Origin of the sequence: Gluconobacter roseus (assembly GCF_046058915.1) — a bacterium.
Taxonomy (GTDB): Bacteria; Pseudomonadota; Alphaproteobacteria; order Acetobacterales; family Acetobacteraceae; genus Gluconobacter; species Gluconobacter roseus_A.
Map to the genome: position 1 here is coordinate 2571833 of NZ_CP175538.1, position 13635 is coordinate 2585467.

Here is a 13635-nt window from a genome sequence, read left to right on the forward strand (position 1 = left end):
ATGGCACGTTCCGTCTGGAAGGGCCCGTTCGTTGACGGGTATCTGTTCGGTAAGGCTGAAGCGTCCCGCGCTTCGGGTCGTAATGAAGTGATCAAGATCTGGTCGCGTCGTTCGACGATCCTTCCGCAGTTCGTCGGGCTTACGTTCGGCGTCTATAATGGTCACAAGTTCCTGCCTGTGCAGGTCACGGAGAACATGGTCGGTCACAAGTTCGGTGAGTTCTCGCCGACGCGGACCTACACCGGTCATGGCTCTGACAAGAAGTCGAAGCGGGGCTGAAAATGAGCAAGCCGAAGCACATCCGCACGCTCGCTGATACGGAAGCGCAGGCAGTTGCCCGCAACATCCGCGTCAGCCCGCGCAAGCTGAACCTGGTCGCGGCAATGATCCGCAACCAGCCGGCTGACAAGGCTATCGCCGCTCTGACCTTCTCGCGTCGTCGTATCGCGCAGCAGGTCAAGAAGACTCTTGAGAGCGCCGTGGCCAACGCTGAGAACAATCACCAGCTCGATGTCGATCAGCTGGTGGTCAAGACGGCAGAAGTGGGCAAGTCCATCGTCATGAAGCGTTTCCACGCTCGTGGCCGTGGCCGTTCCGCTCGCGTCGAGAAGTTCTTCAGCCACCTGAAGATTGTTGTTGCCGAGCGTGCAGAAGCACCGGAAGAGACGAAGCCGTCTCGCGGAACCAACAAAGAGCAGAAGGCAGCCTGATCCATGGGACACAAGGTCAATCCGATCGGGCTTCGGCTCGGCGTCAACCGTACCTGGGACAGCCGCTGGTACGCCGGTCAAGACTACGCACGTCTGCTGCATGAAGACCTGAAGCTTCGTGCATTCCTGCGTCGCAAGCTGTCCGGCGCAGGCGTGTCCCGCGTTGTTATCGAGCGTCCGGCCAAGAAGCCTCGCGTGACGATCTACGCCGCCCGTCCGGGCGTCGTGATCGGCAAGAAGGGCCAGGACATCGACGCGCTCCGCAAGGAACTGAGCCGTATGGCGAAGACCGACGTGGCGCTGAACATCGTCGAGATCCGCAAGCCGGAAATCGATGCGACCCTCGTTGCCGAGAACATCGCTCAGCAGCTGGAACGTCGTGTTGCTTTCCGTCGTGCCATGAAGCGCGCAATTCAGTCCGCAATGCGTCTTGGTGCCCAGGGCATCCGGATCACCTGCGGTGGTCGTCTGGGTGGTGCTGAAATCGCTCGTGCCGAGAAGTATCGTGAGGGACGCGTTCCCCTGCATACGCTTCGCGCCGACATCGATTACGGTACGGCAACCGCCAAGACAACGTATGGCACCTGCGGTGTGAAGGTATGGATCTTCAAGGGTGAGATCCTGGCTCATGACCCGCTGGCACAGGATCGTCGTGCTGCGGAGCAGGCTCCCCAGCGCTAAGACTGTGAGCGAAAGCTCACAGTTCCATTGCTGGTGCTGATTTGAGGATTTAACAACATGCTTTCCCCGAAGCGGACAAAGTTTCGTAAGGCCCACAAGGGCCGCATTCACGGTCTGGCGAAAAGCGGAACCCAGCTCAACTTCGGTGCCTTCGGCCTGAAGGCGCTGGAGCCGGAGCGGATCACCGCTCGCCAGATCGAAGCCTCCCGTCGTGCGATCACGCGTGCCATGAAGCGTGCTGGTCGTGTGTGGATTCGTATCTTTCCGGACACTCCGGTCTCGACAAAGCCTGCAGAAGTGCGTATGGGCTCCGGTAAGGGTAACCCCGAGTACTGGGCAGCACGTGTCAAGCCGGGTCGTATCCTGTTCGAGATCGAAGGCGTTCCGCCTGAGGTTGCCAAGCTGGCCCTGAGCCTGGGTGCTGCAAAGCTTCCGATCAAGACCAAGTTCGTTCAGCGTATCGGAGACGCGTAATGGCCGACACGTACAAGCCTGCCGATCTGCGCGCGAAGAGCGAGGACGAGCTGAACGCTCTTCTGCTCGATCTCAAGCGCGAACAGATCAACCACCGTTTTTCGGCTGCCACTGGGCAGTCGGAGAACACAAGCCGCGTCAAGGTCGTGCGCCGTGCAGTAGCACGTATCAAGACACTGGCTCATCAATCGAAGAACCGTGCGGGCGCCAAAACGTCCGCCGCTAAGTCCTGAGAGGAGACGGACGATGCCAAGGCGCGTCCTGACGGGTAGGGTCACGAGCGACAAGATGGACAAGACGGTTACCGTTCTTGTCGATCGTCGCATCATGCATCCGCTCTACAAGAAGTTTATTCGCCGCTCCAAGAAGTATGCGGCTCATGACGAAGAGAACGTCTGCCAGACGGGCGATCTGGTCCGCATTGAAGAATGCGCACCGATCTCCAAGCGCAAGACGTGGTCTGTCGTGTCGCGCAACGGAGAGGACCTGGCTGCTGCCTCCTCTTCCGTCAGCGCTTAAGGGGGTAGACACATGATTCATCCCGAGACCAACCTGGACGTCGCCGACAATTCCGGCGCACGTCGGGTGCAGTGCATCAAGGTGCTGGGCGGTTCCAAGCGGAAGACCGCCTCGGTCGGCGACGTCATTGTCGTGTCCGTCAAGGAAGCAATTCCCCGCGGCAAGGTGAAGAAGGGTGACGTCCATCAGGCCGTTATCGTTCGCACCTCCTACCCGGTCCGTCGTGCAGATGGCTCCGCAATCCGCTTCGACAAGAATGCTGCCGTTCTGCTGAACAAGCAGCAGGAGCCGATTGGTACGCGTATCTTTGGCCCGGTGGTTCGTGAGCTGCGTGCGCGTAAGTTCATGAAGATCATCTCGCTGGCTCCGGAGGTGCTGTAATGGCTGCTCGTATCAAGAAGGGTGACCAGGTTCTGGTCCTCTCCGGCAAGTCCCGTGGCGTTCGCGGCGAAGTTCTCGCCGTGATGCCGAAGGCCGAGAAGGCTGTTGTGCGTGGCGTGGCAGTTGCCAAGCGTCACACGAAGCCCAACCGCATGGGCGGAGAAGGTGGGATCATCGAGCGCGAAATGCCGATCCACCTGTCCAACCTGAAGCTGGTTGATCCGAAGAGCGGCAAGCCGACGCGCGTCGGTTTCCGTATTCTGGAAGACGGTCGCAAGGTTCGCGTTGCCAAGGCAACCGGCGAAGTGATCGAAGGCTGAGGAGCGCAACAATGAGCGAATATAAAAACGCTTTGCCGCGTCTGCACCAGCGTTACGAAGACGTTCTGAAGAAGCAGCTGCGCGAGCAGTTCGGTTACGCCAACGAACTCCAGGTTCCGAAGCTCGAGAAGATCGTGCTGAACATGGGTGTTGGTGAAGCCGCCGGCGACCAGAAGAAGCTTGATGCCGCTGTTGCGGAAATGACCGTCATTTCCGGTCAGAAGCCCGTCAAGACCCTTGCTCGCAAGGCTATTGCCGGCTTCAAGATCCGTGAAGGTCTGCCCATCGGCTGCAAGGTCACGCTCCGTCGTGCCCGCATGTACGAGTTTCTTGACCGTCTGGTGACGATCGCCATGCCGCGTATCCGCGATTTCCGCGGTCTGCCGGCAAACAAGGGCTTTGATGGACATGGCAACTTCGCCATGGGCATCAAGGAACAGATCGTGTTTCCTGAGATCGAATATGACAAGATCGATGCCGTCCGCGGCATGGACATCATTTTCGTGACCAGCGCCAAGTCTGATGCTGAAGCAAAGGCCCTGCTGAAGGCCTTTGATCTGCCGTTCAACGGCTGATCCATAATTTTTCAGACCGATCACGGTTAAAATCAGGATTCGGCCTTCCATTGGAAGGCCGCTTTCCTTTATAGACACGCTGATTGGAAAACCGTCGGGATAGGCCTGACAGGTTCCGGGAGAAAATTCGAGATGGCGAAGGTCTCAGCGGTAAACCGTAATAACCATCGCGCTGCCCTGGTGAAGCGCGATAAGGAAAAGCGGACCGCTCTCAAGAACATCATCAAGGATCGCACTCTGTCGGTTGAAGACCGCTTTGATGCGACCCTCAAGCTGGCCCAGATGCCACGCAATGGATCCGCTACGCGCGTCCGCCTGCGTTGCAAGCTTTCTGGTCGCCCCCGTGCCAACTATCGCAAGTTCGAGCTGAGCCGTATCGCTCTGCGTGACCTTGCCTCCGCCGGCCAGATTCCTGGCATGGTCAAGTCGAGCTGGTAAAGGGTAGATCGAATGTCTTTGTCTGATCCACTGGGCGATATGCTGACCCGGATCCGCAATGCGCAGCGTGCCCGTCATGCTGTCTGCGTTGCGCCTGCATCCAAGCTGCGCGCAAGCGTTCTGGAAGCTCTGAAGCGTGAGGGCTACATCCGTGGCTTCGCTGCTGAAGAACTCCGCAAGGGTGTTGCACAGCTCCGCATTGAGCTGAAGTATGTAGAAGGCCAGCCGGTCATCAAGGAAATCCATCGCGTTTCCAAGCCCGGCCGTCGCGTCTACTCGAAGATCAAGGAACTTCCGCGCGTTTATGCCGGCCTTGGTGTGTCGATCCTGTCCACCCCGCGTGGCGTCCTGTCGGACGTCGAGGCTCGCGCTGCCAACGTTGGCGGCAAGGTCCTCTGCCGCGTCTTCTAAGGAGGATCGCATGTCTCGCGTAGGTAAATATCCCGTCGAAGTTCCGACTGGCGTGCAGGTGTCCGTTGCTGATGGCGTATTCAAGGCCAAGGGCAAGCTGGGTGAACTGAGCGTTCCGGTATCCCGTCATGTGGAAGTCAAGATCGAAGGGAGCAATGTTTCCGTTGCTCCTGTTGGTCGTCGCTCCCGGGAAAACTGGACCATGTGGGGAACCACCCGCGCTCTGATCGCCAATACGGTCAAGGGCGTGTCGGACGGCTTCACCAAGGGTCTTGAAATTCAGGGTACGGGTTTCCGTGCTGCTGTTCAGGGTTCCAACCTGGTGATGAACCTCGGCTTCTCGCATGATGTTGTCTATCCGATTCCGGAAGGCATCAAGATCACCACTCCGCGTCCGACCGCGATTGTCGTTGAAGGTAACGACAAGCAGCGTGTTGGTCAGGTTGCGCTCGATATTCGCAGCTTCCGCAAGCCTGAGCCTTACAAGGGCAAGGGTGTTCGGTACGACACCGAGGTTCTGCGTCGTAAGGAAGGTAAGAAGAAGTAATGGCATCGCAGCAAGGATTGCAGGAACGTCGCCGTCAGCGGCTGCGCTTCCAGCTTCGTCGCAAGAGCGGCGGCCGGCCGCGTTTGTCGGTCTTCCGTTCCAGCAAGCACATTCACGCCCAGATCATCGACGACGCACAGGGTCGCACGCTTGCCAGCGCTTCCACGCTGGAAAAGACGCTGCGTGACGCTGGCAAGACCGGCGCCGATGTCTCTGCGGCTACGGTTATCGGCAAGCTGATTGCCGAGCGCGGTGTTGCAGCTGGCGTCAAGACCGTCGTGTTCGACCGCGGCTCTTATTTGTATCATGGCCGGGTCAAAGCCCTGGCAGAGGCTGCCCGTGAGGGCGGACTCTCGTTCTAAGGAGGATCACACATGGCACGTGAGCCAAGAGAAGGCGGCCGTGGTGGTCGTGAGCGCGAGCAGGGCGATGATCTGGTCGACAAGCTCGTAACCATCAACCGTGTCGCCAAGGTCGTGAAGGGTGGTCGCCGTTTTGCGTTCGCCGCCCTCGTGGTTGTCGGTGACCAGAAGGGTCGTGTTGGTTACGGTGCGGGTAAGGCCCGTGAAGTTCCCGAGGCGATCCGCAAGGCAACCGAGCGCGCCAAGCGCACGATGATCCGCGTACCGATGAAGGAGGGTCGTACCCTTCATCACGATACGTTCGGTCACTACGGTGCCGGCAAGGTTGTTGTCCGTGCGGCTGAAGCCGGTACGGGTATCATCGCCGGTGGTCCGATGCGTGCGGTGTTCGAAAGCCTCGGCGTCAATGACGTTGTGGCCAAGAGCCTCGGGACGCGTAACCCACACAACATGATCAAGGCGACATTTGCTGCGCTCGAAAAGGCCAGCAGCCCGCGTCATGTTGCATCCCGTCGCGGCAAGAAGGCTGCTGAACTGTTTGGCAAGCGCGAGCAGAGCCAGACGGAAGCGGAGGTGACAAATGGCTGAGAACGGCAAGACCGTCCAGGTTACGCAGATCGCTTCGGTCATCGGTCGTAAACCGGGCCAGGCCGAGACTATCACCGGTCTTGGTCTGCGTGGAATTGGTTCCACGCGTACGCTGGAGGATACTCCGGCCGTGCGTGGAATGATCCGCAAGGTTGCCCACCTCATCAAGGTGGAGGGTTGAAATGAACCTCAACGAACTGCGTGACAACGAGGATTCTCGTTATCGCAAGAAGCGTCTTGGACGTGGCATCGGGTCCGGCAAGGGCAAGACGTCGGGTCGTGGCGTCAAGGGTCAGAAGGCTCGTGAGGGCGTGTCCCTCAACGGCTTCGAGGGTGGTCAGCTTCCGCTGTACCGTCGTATGCCGAAGCGTGGCTTCGTGAACATTTTCCGCAAGGAATATGCTCCGGTGAACCTCGGCGCGATCTCCAAGGCGATCGAAAGCGGCAAGCTGGACAAGGCTGCAACCGTCAATGAAGAGTCCCTGCGCAAGGCTGGTCTCGTCAACGGTAGCAAGCTGGCCGGTGTCCGTCTTCTTGCCCATGGTGAACTTTCGCATGGCGTGACCATCGAAGTTGCCGGTGCCTCTGCTGCAGCTCTGGCTGCTGTCGAGAAGGCCGGTGGTACCGTGAAGGTACTCGAAGCCAAGAAGGAAGCTCAGGCTGAGGCCTGAGATTTCTTTCCTGGGTTTTTCCCGGGATAGGGTTAGATAGTGAACAGCGTCCCGTGCTCTCGTGCGGCGACGCTGTTTTCATGAAAGGACAGGTGGATGGCTTCCGCAGCAGAGCAGCTCGCCGCCAATCTCAATATGAGTTCGTTTTCCAAGGCGACCGAACTCAAGAAGCGCATCTGGTTCACGCTTGGTGCGCTGATCGTCTACCGGCTTGGCACGTATATTCCGGTTCCCGGTGTTGATGCGACCGTGATGGGACAGCTTCTGGCCCAGCATCAGGGTGGTATCCTGGGGATGTTCGACATGTTCACGGGTGGTGCGCTCGGGCGTATGACCGTGTTCGCTCTGAACATCATGCCGTATATCAGTGCCTCGATCATCATCCAGCTTCTTTCCACGGCGCTTCCGTCCATGGAAGCCATGAAGAAGGAAGGTGAGGCGGGTCGTAAGAAGCTCAACCAGTACACGCGCTATCTTACGGTCTTCATTGCTCTTTTTCAGGCCTATGGCATCGCTGTCGGGCTTGAGAACATGACGGCGCATGGTGCGAGCGCTGTGGTGGCCCCCGGGATGTTCTTCATTGCATCCTGCGTCGTGACGCTTGTGGGCGGCACGATGTTCCTGATGTGGCTCGGAGAGCAGATCACGTCCCGTGGTGTAGGGAATGGGATTTCCCTCATCATTTTCGCGGGTATCGTTGCAAACCTGCCGCATGCCATGGCCAGTCTTTTCGAACTTGGACGGACAGGGGCGCTGTCGCCTATTTTCGTTGTGATTTTCCTGGTTCTGGCGATTGCGGTGATTGGCTTCATCGTCTTCATGGAGCAGGCGCAGCGCCGTGTGGTGATCCAGTATCCCAAGCGTCAGGTTGGAAACCGCATTTTTGGCGGTGACTCCACGCATATGCCGCTGAAGGTCAATACGGCCGGCGTCATTCCGCCGATCTTCGCATCTTCCGTTCTTCTGATTCCGGTGACCATTTCCGGCTTCATGAACGGGCATTCGATGCCGGGATGGCTTTCGGTTCTGGGCCAGCAGTTGGGGCAGGGACAGCCGCTGTACATGCTGTTCTATGCCGCGATGATCCTGTTCTTCTCCTATTTCTATGCGGCGATCACGTTCAATCCCGAAGAAACGGCCGAGAACCTGCGCAAGCAGGGGGGCTTCATCCCGGGTATCCGTCCAGGTGCGAGTACGGCCACGTATTTCGACAAGATCCTGTCCCGCCTGACAGCAATCGGTGCACTGTATCTTATTGTGGTCTGCCTGTTGCCGCAAATCCTGATCAGCAAATATAACGTGCCGTTCTATTTTGGTGGCACAAGCCTGATCATCATCGTCTCTGTGACGATTGATACCGTGACGCAGATCCAATCGCATCTGGTTGCTCACCAGTATTCGGGACTGATCCGCAAGCAGCGTAGCCGTGGTTCACGTGGCGGCGTACAGGGAGGCATGAAACGTCGATGAACATCATTCTTCTTGGGCCTCCCGGGGCCGGTAAGGGAACTCAGGCCAAGCGGCTTGAGAGCCTGTATGGCTTCAAGCAGATTTCGACTGGCGACATGCTGCGTGCAGAAGTTGCGGCGGGATCTGATATCGGAAACGAAGCCAAGGCGATCATGGAGAAGGGGCAGTTTGTTCCTGATCCAATCATCGTCGCCATGATCCAGAACCGGATTGCACAGCCGGACTGCGAGCGGGGCTTCATTCTTGACGGCTTCCCGCGGACCGAGAGCCAGGCCGAGGCGCTGGATACCATGCTGTCCGCGCGCGGCCTGACGATCGATGCTGTTATCCTTCTTGACGTCAATGAGGATGAACTTGTTGAGCGGATCGCCAGTCGCCGCGGCGAAGATGGTACGCGACGTCCGGATGACAATCCTGATGTGGTCCGTGCCCGTCTGGATGTCTATCGCAAGCAGACCGCGCCGATCCTTCCCTATTATGAGAAGGCAGGACGTCTGCTGCATGTCGATGGTATGAAAGACGTTGAGAGCGTTGGCAAAGAGATCGATGCCATCGTTGCGGCAGCGAAGAAACACTGAGTATTCTGATAGAATCACGAAAAAGTGATCCCTATCATTTAACTCAAGTAGGGTGGGCAGTATATTGCGCGCCCTCGACACAGGTGCAGTCAGACCGTGTATGCGCCTGCCGGAATTGGCAGGTGACAGGTCCGGCTGTGACATAATCGACCTGGCCACGGCCGGGCACGTAACAGTCTGGTGCGGTCCCGAACCGCGCCAATGGGAGTAACAGGCGTGGCACGTATTGCCGGCGTAAACATTCCGACCAACAAGCGGGTCGTCATTGCCCTGCGTTATGTCTACGGCATCGGCCCGTCGACGGCGCAGTCCATCTGCAACAAGCTCGAAATCCCCGATGCCAAGCGCGTCAACGAGCTGTCTGACGATGAAATCGTGAAGATCCGCGAGCTGATCGATTCCGAACTGCGCGTTGAAGGCGACCTCCGTCGCGAGACCGCAATGAACATCAAGCGTCTGATGGACCTCGGTTGCTACCGTGGCCTTCGTCACCGTCGTGGCCTGCCGGTCCGCGGTCAGCGCACGCATACGAATGCCCGTACCCGCAAGGGCAAGGCCGTGGCGATTGCCGGCAAGAAGAAGGTCACGCGCTAATCCGCGCCTGACATCTTCATCGACGTTTTTCGTTAAACTTTTAGGACGACCTCTCTCATGGCCAAGGCCGCTGCTCCGCGTATCCGTAAAAAGGAACGCAAAAATATCATTTCCGGTGTTGCTCACGTGCTGTCCACGTTCAACAACACCATGATCACCATTTCTGACGCACAGGGCAACGCGATTGCCTGGTCGTCGTCGGGTGCGCAGGGGTTCAAAGGCTCCCGTAAGTCCACGCCGTATGCTGCTCAGGTCGCTGCAGAAGATGCCGGCCGCAAGGCACGCGAGCATGGCATGGAAACGCTTGAGATCGAGGTCTCCGGTCCGGGTTCGGGGCGTGAAAGCGCTCTCCGTGCCCTTCAGGCCGTAGGGTTCAACATTACGTCCATCCGCGACATGACGCCCGTGCCGCACAATGGCTGCCGTCCCCGGAAGCGTCGTCGCGTCTGAGTGATGCTTTGCTGCGTATCGTGCGCGATACGCAGCATCTGTAAGTGATTGCATCTTTTGCCGCACCTCTGGTGCGGGCCCAGGTGCCGCCAATTTCCCTTGGCGTGCTTCGTTGTTTGAAAGGCCACGACCTTGGTTCTCCAGAAAAACTGGCAGTCCCTCATCAAGCCGGAGAAGCTTGAAGTCGAGCCCGGACCGGTTGCCTCGCGCATCGCCACTGTCGTGGCCGAGCCTCTGGAACGCGGCTTCGGCATGACGCTCGGTAACGCACTGCGTCGTATTCTTCTGTCGTCGCTGCAGGGCGCTGCCGTGACCGCCATCCAGATCGATGGCGTGCTGCATGAGTTCTCCGCTGTGCCGGGTGTTCGCGAAGACGTCACGGACATCGTCCTGAACGTCAAGCAGCTCGCCCTGCGCATGCATGGTGAAGGCCCCAAGCGCATGATCCTGACGGCCACGGGCCCGGGTGAAGTGACGGCTGGCCAGATCCAGGCGGGTCATGACATCGAGATCATGAACCCTGATCTCGTGATCTGCACGCTCGATGACGGCGTGAAGCTCGGCATGGAACTCACCGTCAATATGGGCAAGGGCTATGTTGCAGCAGCAGCAAACCGTCCGGAAGATGCCCCGATTGGCCTGATTCCCATCGACGCGATCTATTCGCCGGTGCGCCGCGTGTCCTACAAGATCGAGCAGACGCGTGTCGGTCAGGTCACTGACTATGACAAGCTGCTGCTGACGGTTGAGACCAATGGTGCGGTGACGCCGGAAGACAGCCTGGCTCTTGCAGCCCGGATTCTTCAGGATCAGCTGCAGCTGTTCATCAACTTCGATGAGCCGCGTCCGGTCCAGCATGAAGAGCCGCAGGACGACCTGCCGTTCAACCGCAATCTTCTCCGCAAGGTTGACGAACTCGAGCTGTCGGTGCGTAGCGCCAACTGCCTCAAGAACGACAACATTGTCTATATCGGCGATCTGGTGCAGAAGTCCGAACAGGAAATGCTCCGTACGCCCAATTTCGGGCGCAAGTCGCTCAACGAGATCAAGGAAGTTCTCACCGGTATGGGGCTGTCGCTCGGCATGAGCGTCCCGGCCTGGCCGCCCGAGAACATCGAGGATCTGGCCAAGCGTCTCGACGAGACGTTCTGAGAACTTTCAAGGTAAGGAAAACTAGCAATGCGTCATGGTGTGAGCGGGCGTAAGCTCAACGTCACCTCTTCTCACCGCGCTGCCATGTTCCGCAACATGGCCGTGGCTCTCATCAAGCACGAGCAGATCACGACGACGCTGCCGAAGGCGAAGGAACTTCGCCCGGTCGTCGAAAAGCTGATCACGCTCGGCAAGCGCGGCGACCTGCACGCCCGTCGTCAGGCTTTCGCCCAGCTGCGTGACGACGCTGTCGTGACGAAGCTGTTCTCGGCTGTGGCCGAGCGCTACAAGGGACGTGCCGGTGGCTACTCCCGCGTCCTGAAGGCTGGCGTCCGTTATGGCGACAATGCCGATATGGCCGTGATCGAGCTGGTCGATCGTGATGTTTCTGCCAAGGGCCAGGACAGCGGACCGAAGCAGAACGTTGCAGAAGAGCTGGAAGCCGCCTGAGGCTCCTGTTTTTCAGGAATTCGGAAGAGGCCGGGGCAGGAATGCTCCGGCCTTTTTTGATTCGTGGTTTCTTTGCCACGATGTTGTGTGGTATGCACTCATCACTCTTTGCAGAATCTTTCCTGTTTCCATCCGGAGACAGCCTGAATGTCCGCTCCTTCTTCAGGAGCGGTTCGTACCCTTTTGGAGAACGTTCCTTCGTTCTCCGCGTTGGGTCTGCACAATTCTGAGAAACAGGTCCGAGCACTCTCGTAGGGCCTGCCACAACGCATCGAATATGTATCCCGGCAATGAGGCCTGGATGGGTTCGTGATGCGTCCAGCGTTTGGAGAGCGTTATAATGTCCAAATCTTCCCCCCAAGCACGGGCTTGCGGAAACCCTTGGGATACCCAGAGCCCTGTTCTGGGCATTTGTGGGGCAGCTCCTGTTCATGGTCGGCGATGGTGTGGAGGCGGGGTATCTCGATACCTACATGCTTCATCACGGCCACACGCAGGGTTTCGTGAACGAAATGTTCACGTTCTACGGTATCACCGTGATGATCGCCGCCTGGTTCTCCGGGCCGCTGTCGGATCTCATGGGGCCGAAGAAAGTCATGTGGCTTGGTCTCATCCTGTGGTCCATTCTTGAAGTGGGCTTCCTGTCCCTGGGTCTTGGACCCAACAGCGGACCGATGATCCTGCTTTTCTATACGCTTCGCGGTTTTGCCTATCCGCTCTTTGCGTATGGCTTCCTTGTCTGGATTGCTGCTGCCACGCCGACCGCCATGCTGGGTTCGGCTGCCGGCTGGTTCTGGTTCTCCTTCTCCGCAGGTCTGCCGACGCTCGGTTCGCAGTTCGCGCGTTTTGCCATTCCGCAGATCGGCGAACTCCGGACCTTCTGGTGCTCGCTCGGACTGGTGATCATCGGTGGTCTTGTGGCCCTGCTGTTCACGCATGAACCGACTGGCAAGAAACGTCTTCTGCCGGACCATGTTCCGACCAAGGACATTTTCTTTGGTTCCATGAGCATCATGTGGCGTGAGCCCAAGACGCTGATTGCCGGTATCGTCCGTGTGATCGACACGTCTTCGGAATATGCGTTCCTGGCGATCATGCCGGCATTCTTCGTCGACCATCTCGGGTTTTCTCTTGGCCAGTGGCTGAACCTGCTGTCGCTCATCTTCCTGAGCAACATCCTGTTCAACCTCGTCTCTGGTATGGTTGCTGACAGCCTTGGGCACCGGTTCGTTGTCGCCGTGTTCGGTGGTATTGGCGGCTTTATCGCCATTCCACTGTTCTATTATGTGCCGCTGTGGTTCCCCGGAAATTTCTGGGCCGTGGCCGCCGCAGGCATCTTCTATGGCGCGACCGTGGCAGCATTCGTTCCGCTGTCCGGCCTGATGCCGCAGATCTGCCCGCGTGAGAAAGCTGCTGCGCTGTCCATTCTGGGTCTGGGTGCAGGTGCATCCACCTGGGTTGGTCCGGCAGTCGTGGCCGGCTGTGAGGCTGTCTTTGGTCCGGGCATGCAGTATGTGATCTGGACCTTTGCCGTGATCTATCTGGCTTCTGCCGGTATGACGATGGCTCTGACCATCTCGCCGGAAGCGCGTCGCTATAGCGAAGAAGCTGCAGCACGGGGCGAAAGCGGTCCTGTAGTCGGTCACTGATCCAGAGCATCGCATCATTGCTCTGAGGATGTAAAAGGAAGGGGCAGTCCGGCATCGGGCTGCCCCTTCCTGCGTTTGGGACCTATCATATCAAGGAGAAGACCTATGGACGCCGATCTGGAGCGTTATCTCGAAGCCGGTATAGGCCGGGTGCAGGACGAGCCTGCCTGCTGTTTTTCGAAATGTGGGTTTGGAAAAAAGATTTCTGGTGCGGCAAGAGAAACGGAAGCACTCGTCAGCGATCTGATGGTGGATCAGCCGCTCCTGTGGCTTCTGGTTTCGTTTTTCCTTGGACTCTTGCTGGGAAAGCAACTTTTTCGAGGAAATTAAACTTCTGCAGGCTGCTCACGTTACGACATGACCACGAACTCTTGGGTGAGGAGCCTGCGTCATGCTGCACTATGCGATTGTTTTCTTTATCATTTCCATCATTGCCGGTGTTTTCGGCTTTTCTGGTATTTCAGCTGCGACGGCAGGCATCGCCAAGCTGTTCTTCATTGTCTTCCTCGTGCTGGCCGTGCTTGCCATTCTCGCAGGCGTAGCGGGGCTTCACGCTCTCTGAGGGCATGACGCAGGGTTGATGTGAAAAGGGCGGGTGCCAATGGCCCCGCCCTT

General features: G+C 58.2%; 25 protein-coding genes. All 25 read left to right on the forward strand.

Annotation, left to right across the window (positions count from 1 at the left end; translation table 11 throughout):
- The 25 genes from rpsS (at position 1) to ACJ2A4_RS12215 (ending at position 13582) form a co-directional block, all read left to right on the forward strand.
- Positions 1 to 279: a 30S ribosomal protein S19 gene (rpsS, locus tag ACJ2A4_RS12095; RefSeq protein WP_011251962.1), complete on the forward strand. Its 279-nt coding sequence runs from the start codon at positions 1 to 3 to the stop codon at positions 277 to 279.
- A 2-nt stretch (positions 280 to 281) separates the two neighbouring features.
- Complete coding sequence (rplV, locus tag ACJ2A4_RS12100; RefSeq protein ID WP_011251961.1) at positions 282 to 710, forward strand: 50S ribosomal protein L22; 429 nt, start codon at positions 282 to 284, stop codon at positions 708 to 710.
- A 3-nt stretch (positions 711 to 713) separates the two neighbouring features.
- Positions 714 to 1391 carry a 30S ribosomal protein S3 gene (gene rpsC, locus ACJ2A4_RS12105; RefSeq protein WP_011251960.1) on the forward strand — a complete coding sequence of 226 codons (678 nt, stop codon included), beginning with the start codon at positions 714 to 716 and terminating at the stop codon, positions 1389 to 1391.
- Between the two features lie 57 nt (positions 1392 to 1448).
- Positions 1449 to 1865: a 50S ribosomal protein L16 gene (gene rplP / locus ACJ2A4_RS12110; RefSeq protein ID WP_011251959.1), complete on the forward strand. Its 417-nt coding sequence runs from the start codon at positions 1449 to 1451 to the stop codon at positions 1863 to 1865.
- Entirely contained in the window at positions 1865 to 2098 is a 234-nt protein-coding gene (gene rpmC, locus ACJ2A4_RS12115) for a 50S ribosomal protein L29 (protein ID WP_011251958.1), read from the forward strand. The genes rplP and rpmC overlap by 1 nt, the downstream gene beginning before the upstream one ends.
- 13 nt (positions 2099 to 2111) lie before the next feature.
- Positions 2112 to 2384, forward strand: coding sequence for a 30S ribosomal protein S17 (gene rpsQ, locus ACJ2A4_RS12120; RefSeq protein ID WP_041110838.1), 273 nt, complete (start codon positions 2112 to 2114; stop codon positions 2382 to 2384).
- A 12-nt stretch (positions 2385 to 2396) separates the two neighbouring features.
- Entirely contained in the window at positions 2397 to 2765 is a 369-nt protein-coding gene (rplN, locus tag ACJ2A4_RS12125) for a 50S ribosomal protein L14 (RefSeq protein ID WP_011251956.1), read from the forward strand.
- A complete protein-coding gene (gene rplX / locus ACJ2A4_RS12130; protein WP_011251955.1) occupies positions 2765 to 3085 on the forward strand; it encodes a 50S ribosomal protein L24 in 321 nt (106 codons plus the stop codon). The genes rplN and rplX overlap by 1 nt, the downstream gene beginning before the upstream one ends.
- An 11-nt stretch (positions 3086 to 3096) precedes the next feature.
- On the forward strand, positions 3097 to 3660 hold the full coding sequence (rplE, locus tag ACJ2A4_RS12135) for a 50S ribosomal protein L5 (protein WP_011251954.1): 564 nt from the start codon (positions 3097 to 3099) through the stop codon (positions 3658 to 3660).
- Positions 3661 to 3792: 132 nt separating this feature from the next.
- Positions 3793 to 4098 (forward strand): 30S ribosomal protein S14, encoded by a 306-nt coding sequence (gene rpsN / locus ACJ2A4_RS12140; protein WP_011251953.1) that lies wholly within the window; start codon positions 3793 to 3795, stop codon positions 4096 to 4098.
- Between the two features lie 12 nt (positions 4099 to 4110).
- A complete protein-coding gene (gene rpsH, locus ACJ2A4_RS12145; protein ID WP_408873008.1) occupies positions 4111 to 4509 on the forward strand; it encodes a 30S ribosomal protein S8 in 399 nt (132 codons plus the stop codon).
- A gap of 10 nt (positions 4510 to 4519) precedes the next feature.
- The gene (rplF, locus tag ACJ2A4_RS12150; protein WP_062509657.1) at positions 4520 to 5056 is read left to right on the forward strand and encodes a 50S ribosomal protein L6; all 537 of its coding nucleotides are present in this window, start codon (positions 4520 to 4522) and stop codon (positions 5054 to 5056) included.
- Positions 5056 to 5418 (forward strand): 50S ribosomal protein L18, encoded by a 363-nt coding sequence (gene rplR, locus ACJ2A4_RS12155; RefSeq protein WP_011251950.1) that lies wholly within the window; start codon positions 5056 to 5058, stop codon positions 5416 to 5418. Before rplF ends, rplR begins: the two co-directional genes overlap by 1 nt.
- 12 nt (positions 5419 to 5430) lie before the next feature.
- Positions 5431 to 6006, forward strand: coding sequence for a 30S ribosomal protein S5 (gene rpsE / locus ACJ2A4_RS12160; protein WP_062509655.1), 576 nt, complete (start codon positions 5431 to 5433; stop codon positions 6004 to 6006).
- A complete protein-coding gene (gene rpmD, locus ACJ2A4_RS12165) occupies positions 5999 to 6187 on the forward strand; it encodes a 50S ribosomal protein L30 (protein WP_011251948.1) in 189 nt (62 codons plus the stop codon). Before rpsE ends, rpmD begins: the two co-directional genes overlap by 8 nt.
- A gap of 1 nt (position 6188) precedes the next feature.
- Positions 6189 to 6677, forward strand: coding sequence for a 50S ribosomal protein L15 (gene rplO / locus ACJ2A4_RS12170; protein ID WP_408873009.1), 489 nt, complete (start codon positions 6189 to 6191; stop codon positions 6675 to 6677).
- Between the two features lie 96 nt (positions 6678 to 6773).
- Entirely contained in the window at positions 6774 to 8147 is a 1374-nt protein-coding gene (secY, locus tag ACJ2A4_RS12175; protein WP_408873010.1) for a preprotein translocase subunit SecY, read from the forward strand.
- A complete protein-coding gene (locus ACJ2A4_RS12180) occupies positions 8144 to 8725 on the forward strand; it encodes an adenylate kinase (protein WP_408873011.1) in 582 nt (193 codons plus the stop codon). Before secY ends, ACJ2A4_RS12180 begins: the two co-directional genes overlap by 4 nt.
- Before the next feature lie 216 nt (positions 8726 to 8941).
- The gene (gene rpsM, locus ACJ2A4_RS12185) at positions 8942 to 9319 is read left to right on the forward strand and encodes a 30S ribosomal protein S13 (RefSeq protein ID WP_011251944.1); all 378 of its coding nucleotides are present in this window, start codon (positions 8942 to 8944) and stop codon (positions 9317 to 9319) included.
- A 57-nt stretch (positions 9320 to 9376) separates the two neighbouring features.
- Positions 9377 to 9769, forward strand: a complete 393-nt coding sequence (gene rpsK, locus ACJ2A4_RS12190; protein ID WP_011251943.1) for a 30S ribosomal protein S11 — start codon at positions 9377 to 9379, stop codon at positions 9767 to 9769.
- 132 nt (positions 9770 to 9901) lie between these two features.
- Complete coding sequence (locus tag ACJ2A4_RS12195) at positions 9902 to 10921, forward strand: DNA-directed RNA polymerase subunit alpha (protein WP_408873012.1); 1020 nt, start codon at positions 9902 to 9904, stop codon at positions 10919 to 10921.
- Positions 10922 to 10948: 27 nt separating this feature from the next.
- The gene (gene rplQ, locus ACJ2A4_RS12200) at positions 10949 to 11371 is read left to right on the forward strand and encodes a 50S ribosomal protein L17 (protein ID WP_408873013.1); all 423 of its coding nucleotides are present in this window, start codon (positions 10949 to 10951) and stop codon (positions 11369 to 11371) included.
- Between the two features lie 431 nt (positions 11372 to 11802).
- Positions 11803 to 13020: an MFS transporter gene (locus ACJ2A4_RS12205; RefSeq protein ID WP_408873014.1), complete on the forward strand. Its 1218-nt coding sequence runs from the start codon at positions 11803 to 11805 to the stop codon at positions 13018 to 13020.
- 105 nt (positions 13021 to 13125) lie between these two features.
- A complete protein-coding gene (locus ACJ2A4_RS12210) occupies positions 13126 to 13350 on the forward strand; it encodes a hypothetical protein (RefSeq protein ID WP_408873015.1) in 225 nt (74 codons plus the stop codon).
- 61 nt (positions 13351 to 13411) lie between these two features.
- Positions 13412 to 13582: a DUF1328 domain-containing protein gene (locus tag ACJ2A4_RS12215; RefSeq protein WP_011251938.1), complete on the forward strand. Its 171-nt coding sequence runs from the start codon at positions 13412 to 13414 to the stop codon at positions 13580 to 13582.
- Positions 13583 to 13635: the final 53 nt, after the last annotated feature.